Source organism: Stenotrophomonas sp. NA06056 (genome assembly GCF_013364355.1).
In the GTDB taxonomy this organism is placed as follows: domain Bacteria; phylum Pseudomonadota; class Gammaproteobacteria; order Xanthomonadales; family Xanthomonadaceae; genus Stenotrophomonas.
Genome location: NZ_CP054931.1, coordinates 1,192,095 through 1,208,681, shown reverse-complemented (window position 1 = coordinate 1,208,681; position 16,587 = coordinate 1,192,095). Strand labels below are relative to the sequence as shown.

Below are 16,587 nucleotides of genomic sequence, written 5' to 3'. Positions count from 1 at the left end.
TGATGACCTGTCAGCCGCCCGCGTTGCCCGGATGCTGGGGGAAGGCATGGCGGCAAGCCTGGAGATTCCATCGCGCTGCGTGATCTGGTTCGGCCACCCACCGGCAGCCGAGCGCGGCGCGCTGGCGGCCGCCGGATGGCAACTTCGCTGTGTCAGCCCTGCACCTGCCATGGCCATTGGCCTGCGCGGCCGCGATCATCTGGTCGCCGTCGTCGATCTTCGCCACCTGGATGCAGAGGCGGCACAGTTGCTGCTGCCGTGGATCGAGCAGCACCATCACCTGCCATGGTTGGCCGTGCTGCCGGCGGGGCTGGGCAGCCCTCCGCCCGCCTGGGGTGCGCTGCTGCGGGCCTGCCAGGATCAGTTCTCGCTGCCGCTGGAACTTTCCGACCTGCTGTCGGCGATGCAACGCCAATGCGACGGTGATGACCTGCCACTTGCCGCGACCCACAACGGTGGCGGTCTTCCTGCACTGATCGGCAACAGCGCGCCCCTGCTGGCCGTCCGCGCCGCTCTGCACAAGTTCGCCCCGGTGGAGTTGCCGGTGCTGGTCACGGGCGAAACAGGCACCGGCAAGGAACTGGCCGCGCAGGCGTTGCATGCGCTGTCCGGGCGCGCAGGGAAGCCCTTCATGGCAGTGAACTGCGGCGCCATTCCCGCCAACCTGGTGCAGTCCGAACTGTTCGGCCACGAGCGTGGCGCGTTCACCGGCGCGTCCCAACGCCGCATCGGCCTGTTCGAAGCCGCCCATGGCGGCACTGTATTCCTCGACGAAGTCGGAGACCTGCCCGCGGATGCGCAGACCAGTCTGCTGCGGGTGCTGCAGGAGGGCACCCTGGAACGGGTCGGCAGCAACCAGCCACTGCGGGTGGATGTGCGCGTGCTGGCGGCCACCCATGTGGAGCTGGAACAGGCGGTCGCCCACGGGCGCTTCCGGCGTGATCTCTACTATCGCCTCAATGTGCTGCGCCTGCCGATGCCATCGCTGCGCGAACGCGGTGCCGATGTGCTGTTGCTGGCCGAGCACTTCCTGCGCGCTTTCCGCCAACGTCATGCGGGTCGCGCGCGCGGTTTCGATCCTGGAGCGCACCAGGCGATGCGCGGGTTCGACTGGCCTGGCAACGTGCGCGAGCTGTTGAATCGCGTACAGCGGGCGGCGATCGTGGCGGAGGGAGAACTGATCAGCGCGGCCGACCTGGACCTGGCCGAACCCGATGCGCCCGCACGGCGCGCGCTGCTGCAGGATGCACGTGGCCAGGTGGAACGCGATGTGCTGTTGCAGGCCCTGCGCCAACATGGCTACAACGTGTCGGCCTGCGCGCGGCACATGCAGATCTCGCGGGTGACGGTCTACCGGTTGTGCCGGAAACATCACCTTGAGTTGCCGGCGCAGCGCTGACCGCTGCGCCCCGGCCGCCCCGCCTACAACATGTACGGCACCTTGAAGGCCAGCGTGAAGTCCGGCGCATCCGGAGTCAGGCCAATGCCCAGCATCGTCACCAGCGTGGTGTGCTGGTTCAACGCATAGGTCACGCCGAGATTGAGCGACGCCGCATTGGCATCGCTGCCGATCACCTTCACCCATTCACCGCCCTTGAACCGCGTTGAGGCACGCGTGCTGATCTTGTCGCTGAAGGAGATGCTCAGGCTGGTGCGCTCATTGAACGCGAAGGCGACGCCGGCACCGAAGTACACCGAACCGCCCAGCTTCACATCGCCGGGGTTGACCGTGTCCGGGTTGCTGTCGATATCGCTGAAGCCGCGAGGGAACGAATGGATGTAGCCCGCGTTGGCGAACAGGATGGCCGGATCGGCGGTCTTCACCATCGACACGCCAAGATTGGCCTGCCACACACCGTTGCCGGTCGGCTGTTCCTGCGGCACCGCGAAGCGGATGTAGTCATCGTCGTCGCGTTCGATCACCTTCCAGTCCAGGCCATAGGGTGCGCGCCCCGTAGGAGCCGTCACGCCACCGGTCAGCACCGTCTCCGGACGCCAGCCACGTTCGGCGAACAACCGGTAATTGGCACTCAGGCTGACATCGCCGATGCCGCTGCCGTTGGTTTCTTCCTGCGCGATCGCCGCCGCCGCACCACCGGCACCGCCCTTCTGGTAGACCGTGCGTCGTGCCAGGTACGGCACGTCCAGGTTCAAGGTGAGGTTGGGGCTGACGCCCCAGCGCGCGGCCAGGTTGTAGGTCAGCGAATCGGATTCGACGTTCTCGATCGCGATGTTGCCGAGGAAGATCGCATCCAGGGCGAGGAACCCGTTGAGCGTTAGTTGCTTGCGGTCGTAGCGCGCATAGGTGAGGCCGTTCTCGATGGTGAACCGGCGCGAGAACAACGCCGCCTGCTGCTGCTTGACGTCATCCACGCTGCGCCGGGCTTCCTGCTTGGCCTGCTGGGCCTCGGCCGCGCTGCTGGCATAGCCTTCGCTGCTGGGCGGAACCGCGGATGCGGCAGCGGGCGCCAACGGGGCAGCGGGCGTGGCGCCGGGGCCTGCGCGACCGCTCAGCCGCGCCTGCATCGCCTGCACCTGCATGTCCAGTTCGCGCAGGCGTCGTACTTCCTGTGCGTAATTGGCCTTGAGCTGTTCCAGTTGCGCGATCAGTGCCTGCATGTCGGCGCCTTCACTGGGCGCAGGCTGCTGGGCGAAGGCAGTGGTCGCCAGCGCCGCCAGCGCCAGCGGGGTAAGCCGGAAGAGAGTGTGCATGTCGGTGACCTGCGTTGTACGTCGATTCCCCCTGACCAGGCCGCGCTACTGGCCTGGGCCCATGCCGCGGTTCATCCCGATCGCCTGGGCCACGTTCTGGCTCAAGGGCAGGTTGTTGGCCGCGGTATTGCGTACCAGCTCCAGCTGCAGCCGGTTGCTGGCTGCCTGTCCATCGCCGGCCAGGGCAATGCCCTGCCCCACGCTGCCATTGCGGATCCATTGCTGTACCAGGCTCTGCCCATCGACCTGCAGCAACAGGCGCGCCTGGTTGCCATCAAGCATGGCCGTGGCGGTGGCACCGCCCTGTTGTGCCTGCGCCATGCGGCTGCCGTCGTCGGTCATTGCTGACGGCACCGCACCGTCACGCACGGTCAGCGTGGTCACGTTGCGCGCGGTATTGCCATCGCCGGCCACCTGCACGCTCTGCACCAGTCCGCTGGCATTGGCCAGGCCGGTACTGTCGATGCTGCGCCCTGCCGTCGTCGGCAACGGTGCGTCAGCGGCGGTGACGTGGACGCTCGGTTGGAAGCTCAGCTTCGGTGTCCCGCCATTGCGGAAATCCATGCCCAGGGTGAGTGCGCCCTGCACCACCGCACCGTTGGGTCCCTGCCATTGCGAAATCATCGTCACCCCGAACCAGGCCACGTTGTTGCCACCCACGGTGTAGCGGCCACGCATCAGGTTCAGTTCGGGATCGGGTATTTCCTTCAGGCCGCGCCCCGGTGCGCCCTCCGCCGCCATCACCGGCGACACCGACAGCATCAGCAGCAGGGCCAGTACCACACGTTGGCATTGCATGATCGTGCCTCCTTCAGAACAGGTCGGCGTGGCTGAAGCCGAAGTCGACCAGTTCGGCATCGGTGATCGGTCCTTGCCGCGCATACAACGCGCGGGCACTGGGCCGTTCGCTGGGTTGCAGCAGCACCGTGTTGCGATCGAAGTCGCTGCCGATCACGACGAAAACGGCACGTGACGGCCACGCAGCGCTGAATTCGGCCAGTGACAGGCTGCGGTTGCCCAGGATCGGGTCGGCCACTTCCACCACCCCATCGCGCACCTGCTTGAGCACGACGAAATGCCGGAAGCCGCGTACATCCATCAGCACCAGCCCTGGAACCCGCAGCGTGCGCAGGCGCGATTCATCGATGCGATAGCCGCGTCCACGCATGCCCAGCGATTCGACATAGCGTTTGATGTCCAACAGCGAAAAACCGCGTTCCTTGACCAGCTGTGGATCGGATACCCCCATCATCCCCTCGATCACCGTCGCCTCGGTGGTGTCCAGGTGGTAGGCATAACGCAGGATGGTGGCCAGTGCGGCCGCCCCGCAGCTGTAGTCGGTGTGTTGCCGCACCAGGTTGCGGTAACGCCGCTCCTGCATGCTTTCCACCTTCTGCTGCAGCAGCGCGCCGTTGGGCAGTACCCCGCTGAAAACCACTTCGCCTGCCCAGCCACAGGCGCTGCTCAACAGCAGCAGGCAGGGCAGCAAACGCAACCACCAGCGATGACCGGCCATGCTGTTCTCCACGAGAAGGAAGGAGCCCCTGCCCCAAGGGGGAGGAGGGACAGGGGCTCCCGGGGGAACCCGGCCATTGGCGGATGGCCGGGCTTGTTGCGCTCAACGCAGGTTCGCTGCGAAAGCGGTCACACCGTGGATCATTCGCCGCCGCCGGTCCCACCGCCGGTGCTCGGCTGCGCCACGGCCAGTGCCAGGCTGTTGGCCTGCAGGTTGCCGGTACCCGATGCCACGTTCACGCCGATGTTGCCGGACGCGCCGGAGAACGCGCTGCCGGACAGTGCCGAGGTGTTGGTGGCGTTGACGTTCACCCAGCGGGTGGTGCTGACCGTGCCACTGAGGCTGGCATACAGGTCGGCCACGCCCAGCTCGACGAACTGGCTGGTGCCGCTTTCACGCGTATCGAAGCCCAGGCCACCCACTCCCGGCCGGTTCGGGTTCATCGTTGCGTTCTGGATCTCGTTGTCCAGGTCGATGTGCCCGGTCGCGTTGCCACCCGGATGCGGCAGATCGCCACTCCACGTATCGAGGTAGTAGTTGGCCATCTGGTAGGCGTTGCCGGTGCCGCGATAGGTACCAGCACCCACGGCCAGGGTACCGCCAGCGACGCGACCGCTCAGGCCGACCTGCACCGTATCGGTGTAGGACTGCACGAAGCCGGCGTTGGACACGGTGTTGCCGGTGGAGACCTGGTTGGAACTGATGCTCGACTGCGCCATCGCGCTGGTGGCTACCGAGGCAGCGAGCGCGTTCTTCTGCTCGTTGTTGTTGCCCGAGGCGATGTTCACACCGATGTTGCCCGATGCACCGCCGAAGGCATTGCCACCAAGGCCAGCGGCGTTGGTGACGCCGGAGTTCATGGTGGTGTTGCCGAAGCCGGCCTGGTTGACGAACACTTCGGCGTCGGCCATGCCGAAGCTGAAGGAAGCATCCGCAGCCGACAGCGACGCAGCGTTGTCCTGCGCGTTGTTGTCACCGGCCACCACGTTGAAGCCGAGGTTGCCGGAGGCGCCGGCACCGACATCATCGGCGATCGACGCGCTGTTGGTGACCAGACTGTTGCCGGTGACGTTGTTGCTGATCGACTGGCGGTTGTCGATCACGGCGATGGCTGCCGAATCCAGATCGATGTCGCCGCTGATGGTCGGGTCGCCGGAGAAGTTGATGTCCGAACTCAGCCGCAGGTCCTTCTCCAGGTTCACGTCGACGCCGTGGTTGTTCTTTTCCTTGCGCTCGTCGGCCTGGATGTTGCTGTGTTCGTTGACGTTGACCGTGCGGTTGCGGGTCACGTTGGAGTTATCGGTGTTGTTGCGTACCGTGGTGGTGTTGCGGGTCCAGTTGCGGACTTCGTTGTCGGTGTGATTGTGCGTGTCGTTGCGGGTTTCGGTCACGACATGGTTGTGGTTGATGTTCGCATTGGCATTCTGGTTGTCCCAGCCATTGGCCGCAGCAGCGGTCGAGGCAGTGGCAATTGCCATGGCGAGTACGGTCTTTTTGACGGTCGCTTTCATGGTGCCCTCTCTCTCATCAGTGATACATCGGGTGGTGGGTGGTACTCACGGGTTGCCCTGCACGACCAGGCCCAGGACATTGGCCGTATCGTTTCGCGCTCCCGCGATCTGATTGAGTTGCAGGACACCGTCGAAGCCCCGCAGTGCCGTCGCTGAAACGCCGACACTGCGGATACCCGCCGCAACACCGTCACCGGCATCGCCCTGCCCCCCTGCTGACGCGATGTCCGCGGCGGCCAGCGCCGTGTCATCGGACTCGCGTATTCCTTGCCGGGCCAGCGTCGCGCTGACGACATTGAGCGTCGTGTTGGCGATGCCGCTGGCCTGGTTGATCGATGCAATGCCGCTGGCGCCTGCCAGCGCCTGTCCGGCGATGTGCGCACTGGCTTCCAGTGGCGCCGACAGCACGACGTCGTTGCTGTGCTGCTGCCGCGCCGCGATGGCCACGTCGGCGCGGTCGCCGCTGGCCATGCCATGCAGGTTGGCCTGGATGTTGAGATCGCCCGCCGCCTGGTTGATGGCGATGGCGCCGCTGGCACCCGCCAGCGCACGGCCGTCGATGCGGGTCACGTCGAGGTAGGCCAGCATGCCGCTGTAGTCGTCGGCCAACGCTGCGGCCGGCATTGCCAACAAGGCCGCAAGCAGCACAGCGCGCTTCACTTGCCACCCGCCTGCGCAGGTGCGCCCAGTGGGAACTGCGCCAGCGCACCGCGCACCGTATCGCCGATGCCGCGTGTGGTATTGCCGACCGCACCCAGCGGGCCGCTCATCGCACCGCTGAGGTTGCTGCCACTCATCATCCCCTCGCCCGAGCGGCCAAGGGTCCCGCCCAGCGCCTGCTGGGTCACCCGCTCGACGGTGATGACGCCGTGCGCGGACACGCTGCCGGCCTGACCAGCGCCGAGGCCGGCGTAGTCGTCATCGCTGAGTTCATCCATGCCGCTGGAGGCGCCACTGCTGCCGAGTGCAGCGGCGATCTCATGTTGCGGTTTCGGATCGGCGATCAACGCTACGCCGGGAGGTGCCATGCGGTAGGCCGGGCGCGTGGCCACGTCGCGCAGCAGGACGATTTCGCCAGGCTGCGCCTTCACCCCCTGCCGCGCACCCGAAGCAGTGGCCGACAGCGGAACGGCCAACACCAGCAGCAGTGCAAGCTGCCGGCCGGAAACAGTGATAAGGGTGGTGCTGCCGTCCATGCCGCTCTCCCGTTGCCTATGCGCAGGGAGTGAGCAGCTTTCGTGCCAACACCGGGAGGTCGCCGCAGCGGGCGTTTCGCCGGCAACACCGCAGCGGCATGACGCCGCCGTGTTACAACTTCGTTCGGATTTCGTTGGCCTTAACGCGCAGGAAACACCACTGCGCAAGGCGCCATCAGGGCTGTATCAGCAGTGTTACAGGTACTGATACAGCCCGTTGCAGTCCCGCTTCAGGCGCGCGGCGGGCTCGGGTCAGGATCATCGATGCCGACGTTGGTGGACGGGTTGTCGTACACCGCCTGGTCGAGCAGGCCGGTTTCCTTGGCCACCAGCACCGGCACCAGCATCTGACCCGTCACATTCGTCATCGTGCGCATCATGTCCAGGATGCGGTCGATCGCGTACAGATAGCCGATGGTTTCCAGCGGCAGATTTGCCGCGCTCAGCACCACCGTGGCCATGATCACCGCCGTACCCGGCACGCCGGCGGTGCCGAAGCTGCCCAGCACCGAAGCAATGAGCACCACCACGTACTGCTCGGGCGTCAGCGGCACACCGCTGTACTGGGCGATGAACACCGCGCACAGCGCCGGATAGATCGCGCCACAGCCGTCCATCTTGATGCTCGCGCCCAGCGGCACCGCGAACGAACCGTAATCCTTGTTGACGCCCAGGTTGTGGGTGATCGAGCGCAGCGCGACCGGCATCGCCGCGAAGCTGGAGGAACTGACGAAGGCCACCTGCATGCCCGGCGCCGCACCGCGGAAGAACTTCAGCGGGTTCAGGCCGTGCGCCAGCAGCAGCGCGCTGTACACCACCACGATGTGCAGCGCGCAGGCCACGTACAACGCCAGCACGAAGTGGCCCAGCGGCAGCAGCTTCTCGAAGCCATAGCTGCCCACCAGGCCTGCGATCAGGCCGAAGGTGCCGATCGGGGTGACTTCCAGCACGAAGCGGGTCACCTGGATCATGATGTCGCTCATCTGCCCGACCAGCTTGCGCGCTTCGGTCACCTTCTCGCCGAGCTTGACGATGGCAAAACCAACCAGGCCTGCGAAGAAGATCACCGGCAGGATCGAACCACGGCCCGCCGCCAGCACGGTCTCACCGGCGGCGTTGACCTTGGTGCCGATACCTGACAGCGCGTAGAACACGTTGGACGGCACCACATCCAGCAGCACCTGCACCACGCTGGGCACTTCGCGCGGCACATAGTTGCTGGCCATCGACAGCTGCAGGCCACCAGCGCCGGGCTGCAGCACCGTACCCACGCCCAGGCCCACGCATACCGCGAGCGCGGCAGTGATCACGAACCACAGGAACGTGCGCCCGCTGAGCGCGGCGACCGATTTCTGGCCGTGCAGCGACGAGATCGCGTTGATGACGGCGAAGAACACCAGCGGCACCGCGATCATCTTGATCAGGGTGACGTACAGCTCGCCGAGCGGGCCGAACCAGGTTTCAGCCGCCGGGCCAAGCGCCCAGCCGGCCAGCGCACCGAGCACGAAGCCACCGACCACGCGCTGCCAGAATGGAATCCGCAGCCAGGCAGAGACCAGCTTCATAGGCAATCCAAGGGGGTAGGAAGGGATGCTGGCACGATAGCCCAAGGCGGGCCGCAGAACGACCGTCCACGTGGCAAATCAGTGTGTCATCGGCGTGCCTTGCGAGGCCGGGCATAATGAACGTCCCGTTACACTTTGTGAGATCCCAGCGTCCATGCGCCGTTCCGTCTCCCTGTTGGCCGCCTGCGCCACGACCCTGCTGCTCGGCGCCTGCGCCAGCACCGCCCCCGCGTCCGCTCCGGCCGGCCTGAAGGTCAGCGTCGCCCCCGTCGCCCACCCGGCGGGTGAAACCCCGCAGTGGTGGTACCGCAGCGGCGCTGCCCAGGCCGCCGCCAATGGTGCGATGGCCGGCAAGGCCAAAAACGTCATCCTGTTCCTGGGTGACGGCATGAGCCTGACCACCGTGGCCGCCTCACGCATCTACGAAGGCCAGCAGAAGGGTGGCTCGGGCGAAGAGAACCTGTTGTCGTGGGAGCGCTTCCCGGCCACCGCCTTCAGCAAGACCTACAACACCGATTCGCAGACGCCGGATTCGGCGGGCACCATGACCGCCATCACCACCGGCGTGAAGACCCACATGGGTGCGATCGGCGTCAGCGCAGGTAGCCGTACCGACTGCGCCGACAGCCTGTCCAAGGGCCTGCTGACCTGGCTGCAGCTGGCCGACAGTGCCGGCCTGGCCACCGGCGTGGTCTCCACCGCACGCCTGACCCACGCCACCCCGGCGGCGACCTACGCACACTCGCCCGAGCGCAACTGGGAGAACGACACCGACCTGACCGAAGCGGCCAAGGCCGCCGGCTGCAAGGACATCGCCCAGCAGCTGCTGTCCACCTCGCGCTATGGCCGCGGCCCGCTGGTCGCCCTCGGCGGCGGTCGCGGTGAGTTCACCACCGTGGAAGAGCGCGATCCGGAGTACGACGACAAGGTCGGCCAACGCCTTGACGGCCGCAGCCTGGTGCAGGAATGGCAGCAGGCGCACCCGCAGGGTGCCTATGTATGGAACAGCAAGCAGCTGGCCGCCGCCGCCAGCGCACCGGCCATTCTTGGCCTGTTCGAGCCGGATCACATGCGTTACGAATACGAGCGCCCGCAGGACCCGGCCGGCGAGCCGAGCCTGGCCGAGCTGACCGCTGCAGCGATCAAGAACCTGTCGCGCCATCAGGAAGGCTACGTGCTGATGATCGAAGGTGCGCGCATCGACCATGCCAACCACAGCGGCAACGCCTACCGTGCGCTGACCGAAACCGTGGCCCTGTCCGATGCCGTGCGCGTGGCCAACGAGCTGACCTCGGCCGACGACACGCTGATCATCGTCACCGCCGACCATTCGCACACCCTGAACTTCGTCGGCTACCCGGCCCGTGGCAATCCGATCCTGGGCAAGGTGAAGGACAAGGGCGGCGAAGACGGCGCGGGCAAGCTCGACCTGGCGCTGGATGGCAACGGCCAGCCCTACACCACCCTGAGCTATGCCAACGGCCCCGGCCACACCGGCACCAGCAACCAGCAGCCGGCCGGCCCGAAGCGCTACCCGCACAACCCCAGCAGCTTCGAGCCGGCCAACGGCCGCCCGAACCTGCACGACGTGGACACCGAGCATCCGGACTACATGCAGGAAGCGCTGGTACCGATGAAGTCCGAATCGCATGGCGGCGAGGACGTCGGCATCTGGGCACGTGGCCCGGGCAGCAAGGCGATCCGCGGCACGCTGGAACAGAACGCGATCTACCACATGATCGTGCAGGCCACCCCGGCCCTGCGTGATCGCCTGTGCCAGGCCGGCACCTGCGACGACAAGGGCGTACCGGTGGAACTGCCGGCACCGGCCACCTTCGAACGCAAGGCCGACAGCAAGTGATGGCGCGGCCGGCACGCCCTGCTCCGGCCAGCCTTCGCTGTGTGCGCTGGCTCGCCCTGCTGGGCGTGCTGGCCAGCACCTGTGCGTCAGCGCAGGGGCCGGCCTGCAAGGTCATGACCGAAGAACACGGGTTGTGGATGCTGCCCGGCTGCGAGGTGGTCGATCACAAGCCGCAGATCAGCACGGACACCCTGAAGGATCTTCCCTACGACGGCGATGGCCTGGCATTGGTACAGACCGCCGACGGCTTCCACTACGTGGACCGGCGCGGACGCAGCCAGGCCGTGATCGCTTGGGACAACGGCGCAGACCCCTTGCAGGAAGGCCTGTTCCGCGGCCGCGTCGGTGAACGCGTGGGCTACTTCAACGCCGCCTTCGAGCAGGTGATTGCGGCCACGTTCGATTTTGCCTGGCCGTTCCAGGACGGCGAGGCCGAGGTCTGCAACGGCTGCCGCCGAGGCACGCCGGATGGCGACGGGCATACGCCGATGGAAGGCGGCGAGTGGTTCCGCATCGATCGTTCCGGTCGCCGGCTGAAGTAAGGGGTTTTCGGCAGGGCTGCGCCCTGCACCCGCCGAAACAACGGCAACGGCCGAAGCAACAGCAACAGCGGCATTCCGTGGGATGGCGGGGTGGTGTCGGATTGCGGGGACGCCGTGAACCCATCCATGGGGGCTTGGCAGCCGCATCCATGCGGCTGACACCCCGCAATCCGACACCGCCCCACCTCTGACAGTTTCGCGGCGTCTGGTAGATCCACGCCATGCGTGGATGCTCTTCGATCAACTGTCGAACAACTGTCGAAATATTCAATTTCGATTGAAATTCATCCACGCATGGCGTGGATCTACGTGTCGACCAAGGTCGACACGTACCGAGAGCAGGCCACGCCATTCCGACAGATCGCAGGACTCTGTCGAAGGCGGGGTGGGTCCGGTTGCGGGGGTGTCCGCGGCATGGATGCCGCGGCCAAGCCCCCATGGATGGGTTTACGGCGTCCCCCGCAACCGGACCCACCCCGCCATCCCACGGAATGCCCGCTGTTGCTTCGGCTGTTGCTGTTGCTGTTGCTGCTCAGGTTGCCGGCCAGCGGCCGGCACTACCGCCTCTGCAGGTGCAGGGCGCCGCCCTGCCGACCCACCCTATACTTGCCGCCGTGACTGCCTTCCCGACCCTCGTTCCGCTGGATGCACCGCTGCTGGTCGGCTACAGCGGCGGCCTGGATTCGACCGTGCTGCTGCACTGGCTGTGGCAATCGGCGCAGGCCGCCGGCACGCCCTTGCGTGCCATCCATGTACACCACGGCCTGCAACCGGCTGCCGATGACTGGGTAAGGCACTGCCAGCAGCAATGCGCGGCGCTGGGCATTGCACTGGCCGTGCACCGCGTGCAGGTCCCGCACGCGGGCGGGCATGGCCTCGAAGGTGCCGCCCGGCTGGCACGCCGTGCTGCATTCGCCGCCGAATTGCAGGCCGGGGAAACCCTGGCGCTGGCCCAGCACCAGAACGACCAGGCCGAGACCTTCCTGCTGCGCGCGTTGCGCGGCTCGGGCATTGATGGGCTGGCGGCGATGACCGCTGACAGCCAACTCGATGGCCATCGGCTGTGGCGGCCCTTGCTCGATGTGCCTCGCAGCGGGCTGCAGGCCTACGCCACCACACATGGGCTGCACTGGATCGAAGACCCCAGCAACGGCGAAGACCACGCCGACCGCAATTTCCTGCGCCTGCGGGTACTGCCACTGCTGCGCCAGCGCTGGCCACATGCCGCTGCCGCCTTGGCTGCCAGCGCTGCACATAGCGCGCAGACCCGCGCGCTGCTCGACGAAGAAGATGCCGAGCTGCTCGCTCACCTGGAAGTGGCACCACGTGTGCTGTCGCTGGAGCTGCTGCGCCAGGTTGCACCCGAGCGTGCTGCACGCGTGCTGCGTGCGTGGGTACGCCGCCATGACGCGGCACCGTTGCCGGCACACGTACTGCGGCAGGCACAGAACGAACTGATGCTCGCCGGCGCTGATCGGCAATCGCAGGTGCGCTGGCAACAGCACGCGATCCGCCAGTGGCGCCAGCACGCCTACCTGCTGCCGGCAGAGCTGCCCGCCCTGCCGAAGAACTGGCAGGCGGCATGGGATGGCCGCGTGCCGCTGCAGCTGCCGGATGGCGGCCAGCTGCGCCTGCTCGGTGCGGACGGCTTCGACCACCCGCTGGAACTGCGCGCCCGCCAAGGCGGCGAACGCATCGTGCTGCCTGGCCGCACGCATTCATCCGCACTGAAAGACTGCCTGCAGCGCGAACACCTGGCGCCCTGGCGACGCGCACAGCTGCCGCTGCTGTTCGACCGCGGGCAGCTGCTGGCCGCCGCCGATGTAGTCATTGCCGCGCCGCTGCAGGCCTGGTTGCAGGCACGCAATGCACAGTTGCAGTGGCATCCGGGCGGCTGGTGAATTGACCCTCGCGCGCGCGCCGTCCACACTTGTCGCATGGCCAAGAAGTCCCCCGAAAACGCCTCCCCGGTCGCCCAGTTCGAGCAGTCGCTCGAATCGCTGGAACAGCTGGTGGAGCAGATGGAAACCGGCGAGCTGAGCCTGGAAGCCTCGCTCAGCGCTTACGAACGTGGCGTCGGTCTGTACCGCCAGTGCCAGCAGGCGCTGGAACAGGCCGAACTGCGCGTGCGCCTGCTCAGCGATCCGGCCCAGCCCGAAACCGCCGAACCCTTCGATCCGCCCAGCCATGACGGCTGAGGCATTGTTCGCGCGCTGGCGCGACCGTATCGAAAGCCAGCTCGACGCTGCCCTGCCCTCGCCGGCCGACGCGCCGCAACGCCTGCACCAGGCCATGCGCTATTCCGTGCTCGGCGGCGGCAAGCGCATGCGTCCGTTGCTGGTCTATGCCGCCGGCCAGGTGTTCGGCGCGCCGCTGGACAAGCTCGATGCCGCAGCAATGGCCGTGGAGCTGATCCACGCTTACTCGCTGGTGCACGACGACCTGCCGGCCATGGACGACGATGCCCTGCGCCGTGGCAAGCCCACCACCCACATTGCCTTCGACGAAGCCACCGCGATCCTTGCCGGTGACGCCCTGCAGACCCGTGCGTTCGGCCTGCTGGCCGATGCGCCGCTGCCGGCGGGATTGCGCGTGGCATGCCTGCAGACCCTGGCCCATGCCTCCGGTGCGGCCGGCATGTGCGGCGGCCAGGCGCTGGACATCGATGCCACCGGCCAGCAACAGTCGCTGGCAGCCCTCACCCGCATGCATGCGCTGAAGACCGGTGCGCTGATCCGCGCCGCGGTGCGCATGGGCGCGTTGTGCGGCGATGCGCCCGAGCCGGTGCTGGCCCAGCTCGACGGCTTCGCCGATGCGCTCGGCCTGGCTTTCCAGGTCCGCGATGACATCCTCGATGTCGAAGCCAGTTCCGAGCAGCTGGGCAAGACCGCCGGCAAGGACCAGGCGCAGGACAAGAGCACCTTCCCTGCCCTGCTCGGCATGGACGGTGCCAAGGCGCAGCTGCGCGAACTGTCCGCGCGCATGCAGCAGGCGCTGGCGGGCTATCACGAAGAAGCCGATGCGCTGCGCGCGCTGGCCACGTTGGCGGTGGAACGCGATCACTGACCGCAGCAATGGAGCTGCAGCGCTGTGCGCTCGCCGGGCATGGCCCGGCGCTACCAGGTGCGCCATACACGGAAACGCCCGGCATTGCCGGGCGTTTCTGTTTGCGTCGTTGATCGTTACCGCTTACTTGATCAGGCGCAGCGCGAACGGGTAACGGTAGGCTTCGCCGTTGTTGGCCTTCACCGCAGCGATGATGCTGAACACCAGGCTGATGATGCCGACGATCGGGGCCAGGAACACGCCGATGATCACGACGGTCAGGATCATGCTGATGACCATCGCGATGGTCACGGTGATCTGGAAGTTCAGGGCTTCCTTGGCCTGGTCGGTGACGAAGGCCTTGCCGGCGTCATCCTTGTTGATCAGCCAGATGATCAGCGCGCCGATGAAGCCGGTGAAGATACCCAGCAGGTGCGCCGCCAGGGCCATGGTGCGCTGGTCGGCCGGTACGCTGCTCGCAGCCGGGACGTTCTCGAATTCGCTCACGACAAAACTCCTTTTTATTGGGTGGTCTGGACCGACCGGCGGCAAGCCGGTCGCGTCAGGCGCGCCTAGCTTACGCCATCAATGGCATCAATCATTACCGGCGATCGTCATCCGTCCCACCAGGATCGAGCCGGTACGGATATGTGAGCGCGGATCGACGTCGCTGCCGACCGCCTCGATCGCCATGAACATGTCCCGCAGGTTGCCGGCGATGGTGATGCCATCCACCGGATACTGGATCTGGCCGTTCTCCACGCGGAAGCCGCCGGCGCCGCGCGAGTAGTCGCCGGTCACCCCGTTCACCCCCTGCCCCATCAGCTCGGTCACCAGCAGCCCGTTGCCCATCTGCGTGGCGATGTCCTGCAGCGAACCGGCATTGGCCGCCAGCTGCAGGTTGTGCACGCCGCCGGCATTGGCGGTGGTCTGCAGGCCCAGCTTGCGCGCCGAATAGCTGCCCAGCACGTAGCGCTGCAGCACACCGTCGCGGACCAGGGCCGACGCACGCGTGGCCACGCCGTCGCCGTCGAAGGCCGCCGAACGCAGGCCGCGGCGCAGATGCGGCAGCTCCTCGATCTGCATCCAGTCGGGGAACAGCTGCTGGTCGACACTGTCCAGCAGGAAGCTGGCCTGCCGGTACAGTGCGCCGCCGGACACTGCCGACAGCAGATGACCGACCAGGCTGCGCGCTACTTCCGGCGCGTACAGCACCGGCATGCTGCCGGTCGGCAACGAACGTGGCTGCAGGCGGGCGACCGTGCGCTCGGCGGCGCGGCGACCGACGCTGGCCGGATCTTCCAGGTCCTCGCGGGCCAGTGCGCCGGTGTACCAGCCATCGCGCTGCATGCCATCGCCGATGCCGGCGATCAGCGCACAGCCGATCGAATGGTGGGTGCCGCGCTCGCGGCCGATGAAACCATGCGAATTGGCATAGACCGACACGCTCTGCATGCTCGACACCGAGGCGCCATCGGAATTGCGGATCTGCGCATCGGCCTCGCGGCCCGCTGCCTCACAGGCCAGTGCCAGGTCCACGGCCTCGTCGGCCTGCAGCTCCCAGGGGTGCCAGCCGTCCAGCTCGGGGAAGTCGCGGGCCATCAAGCCGGCCTCGGCCAGGCCGGCGGCCGGGTCGTCTTCGGTATGGCGGGCGATCGCGCACGCCTGCTCGACGGTGGCCAGCAAGCTGGCTTCATGCAGGTCGGCGGTGCTGGCACTGCCCTTGCGCTGGCCGAAGTACACGGTCACGGCAATGCCGCGGTCGCGGGTGGACTGCACGGTCTCGACCTCGCCGAGACGGACATTGACCTCCAGCCCACGGTCCTCGCTGCAGCTGACCTCGGCCTGGCTGGCGCCCAGCGCGCGGGCACGCTGCAACAGCTGCTGGGAGATGTCGGCCAGCCGTTCCAGCCGGGCCGGGCTGTCGTCGCCGACGGCGACTTCAGGGGCGATCACGTTCAATGCTTTATCCTGTGCGGGTTGGGCCCGGCATCACGCCGGGCGACTTTTTTTGAAATCAGGTATGGACGATGCGCGGACGCGACGAAGAAACCGGTGAATTCCACGACAAGAGCCGCAGCCAGAACCGGCGCGATGCGCTCGACGTCCTGGCCCTGGGCGAGAAGCTGGTGTCGCTGACCCCGGCCCAGCTGGCGCGCCTGCCGATCCCCGAGGACCTGCTGCCGCACATCGCCGAGTGCAAGCGGATCACCGCCCATATCGCGCACAAGCGGCAGCTGGCGTTCCTGGCCAAGCACATGCGCCGCGAGGACGATGCCGCCCTGGACGCGATCCGCGAAGCGCTGGACGTCAACAGCGACACCGGTCGCCGCGAAGTGGCGATGATGCATCGTGCCGAAGACTGGCGCGAACGCCTGATGAACGAGGGCGACACCGCGCTGGCCGAACTGCTCAACGATTACCCGCAGGCCGACCGCCAGCAGCTGCGCACGCTGGTACGCAACGCGCAGGCTGAAAAGGCCAGGAACAAGCCGCCGCGTGCCTACCGCGAAATCTTCCAGGTGCTGCGCGCGCTGATGCTGCCGGCCGCGCTGGGTCTGAAGCCGTCCGGCGAGGACGCCGAGGCAGACGCGCCGGTCGACGACGCCGACGAGGACTGAGTCCCCGTCGGGCATGGC

At 67.0% G+C, this 16,587-nt stretch carries 16 protein-coding genes; 7 read left to right on the top strand and 9 right to left on the bottom strand.

Going from position 1 to position 16,587, the window contains the following annotated elements; genetic code table 11:
* The first annotated feature begins 46 nt into the window (after positions 1–46).
* Entirely contained in the window at positions 47–1,399 is a 1,353-nt protein-coding gene (locus HUT07_RS05245) for a sigma-54 dependent transcriptional regulator (RefSeq protein ID WP_176020041.1), read from the top strand.
* A gap of 23 nt (positions 1,400–1,422) precedes the next feature.
* Here the strand turns inward: HUT07_RS05245 and HUT07_RS05240 are convergent, their stop codons facing one another.
* The 7 genes from HUT07_RS05240 to HUT07_RS05210 all read right to left on the bottom strand — a co-directional run bounded on the left by HUT07_RS05240 (position 1,423) and on the right by HUT07_RS05210 (position 8,500).
* Complete coding sequence (locus HUT07_RS05240) at positions 1,423–2,712, bottom strand: transporter (protein WP_176020040.1); 1,290 nt, start codon at positions 2,710–2,712, stop codon at positions 1,423–1,425.
* A gap of 45 nt (positions 2,713–2,757) precedes the next feature.
* Positions 2,758–3,510, bottom strand: a complete 753-nt coding sequence (locus HUT07_RS05235) for a hypothetical protein (RefSeq protein WP_176020039.1) — start codon at positions 3,508–3,510, stop codon at positions 2,758–2,760.
* Positions 3,511–3,523: 13 nt separating this feature from the next.
* Positions 3,524–4,228 (bottom strand): C39 family peptidase, encoded by a 705-nt coding sequence (locus tag HUT07_RS05230; protein ID WP_176020038.1) that lies wholly within the window; start codon positions 4,226–4,228, stop codon positions 3,524–3,526.
* A gap of 140 nt (positions 4,229–4,368) precedes the next feature.
* Positions 4,369–5,739, bottom strand: a complete 1,371-nt coding sequence (locus HUT07_RS05225) for an adhesin (protein WP_176020037.1) — start codon at positions 5,737–5,739, stop codon at positions 4,369–4,371.
* Between the two features lie 45 nt (positions 5,740–5,784).
* Positions 5,785–6,363, bottom strand: coding sequence for a hypothetical protein (locus tag HUT07_RS05220; protein ID WP_176022480.1), 579 nt, complete (start codon positions 6,361–6,363; stop codon positions 5,785–5,787).
* 32 nt (positions 6,364–6,395) lie between these two features.
* Positions 6,396–6,935: a hypothetical protein gene (locus HUT07_RS05215; RefSeq protein ID WP_176020036.1), complete on the bottom strand. Its 540-nt coding sequence runs from the start codon at positions 6,933–6,935 to the stop codon at positions 6,396–6,398.
* A gap of 230 nt (positions 6,936–7,165) precedes the next feature.
* Positions 7,166–8,500 carry a dicarboxylate/amino acid:cation symporter gene (locus HUT07_RS05210; protein ID WP_093820690.1) on the bottom strand — a complete coding sequence of 445 codons (1,335 nt, stop codon included), beginning with the start codon at positions 8,498–8,500 and terminating at the stop codon, positions 7,166–7,168.
* Positions 8,501–8,654: 154 nt separating this feature from the next.
* On the opposite strand from HUT07_RS05210, the gene HUT07_RS05205 reads away from it, so the two are divergent.
* The 5 genes from HUT07_RS05205 (at position 8,655) to HUT07_RS05185 (ending at position 13,969) form a co-directional block, all read left to right on the top strand.
* Positions 8,655–10,361, top strand: a complete 1,707-nt coding sequence (locus HUT07_RS05205; protein WP_176020035.1) for an alkaline phosphatase — start codon at positions 8,655–8,657, stop codon at positions 10,359–10,361.
* Positions 10,358–10,903 (top strand): WG repeat-containing protein, encoded by a 546-nt coding sequence (locus HUT07_RS05200; protein WP_176020034.1) that lies wholly within the window; start codon positions 10,358–10,360, stop codon positions 10,901–10,903. The genes HUT07_RS05205 and HUT07_RS05200 overlap by 4 nt, the downstream gene beginning before the upstream one ends.
* Positions 10,904–11,517: 614 nt before the next feature.
* Positions 11,518–12,804 carry a tRNA lysidine(34) synthetase TilS gene (tilS, locus tag HUT07_RS05195; RefSeq protein ID WP_303246016.1) on the top strand — a complete coding sequence of 429 codons (1,287 nt, stop codon included), beginning with the start codon at positions 11,518–11,520 and terminating at the stop codon, positions 12,802–12,804.
* A 36-nt stretch (positions 12,805–12,840) separates the two neighbouring features.
* Positions 12,841–13,101, top strand: a complete 261-nt coding sequence (locus HUT07_RS05190) for an exodeoxyribonuclease VII small subunit (RefSeq protein ID WP_006381978.1) — start codon at positions 12,841–12,843, stop codon at positions 13,099–13,101.
* Positions 13,091–13,969, top strand: a complete 879-nt coding sequence (locus HUT07_RS05185; RefSeq protein WP_176020033.1) for a farnesyl diphosphate synthase — start codon at positions 13,091–13,093, stop codon at positions 13,967–13,969. The genes HUT07_RS05190 and HUT07_RS05185 overlap by 11 nt, the downstream gene beginning before the upstream one ends.
* Before the next feature lie 123 nt (positions 13,970–14,092).
* Here the strand turns inward: HUT07_RS05185 and HUT07_RS05180 are convergent, their stop codons facing one another.
* On the bottom strand, positions 14,093–14,455 hold the full coding sequence (locus HUT07_RS05180; RefSeq protein ID WP_176020032.1) for a DUF4870 domain-containing protein: 363 nt from the start codon (positions 14,453–14,455) through the stop codon (positions 14,093–14,095).
* A gap of 87 nt (positions 14,456–14,542) precedes the next feature.
* Entirely contained in the window at positions 14,543–15,910 is a 1,368-nt protein-coding gene (gene pmbA / locus HUT07_RS05175; protein ID WP_176020031.1) for a metalloprotease PmbA, read from the bottom strand.
* Between the two features lie 68 nt (positions 15,911–15,978).
* On the opposite strand from pmbA, the gene yjgA reads away from it, so the two are divergent.
* A complete protein-coding gene (yjgA, locus tag HUT07_RS05170; protein ID WP_176020030.1) occupies positions 15,979–16,569 on the top strand; it encodes a ribosome biogenesis factor YjgA in 591 nt (196 codons plus the stop codon).
* The last annotated feature ends 18 nt before the right edge of the window (positions 16,570–16,587 follow it).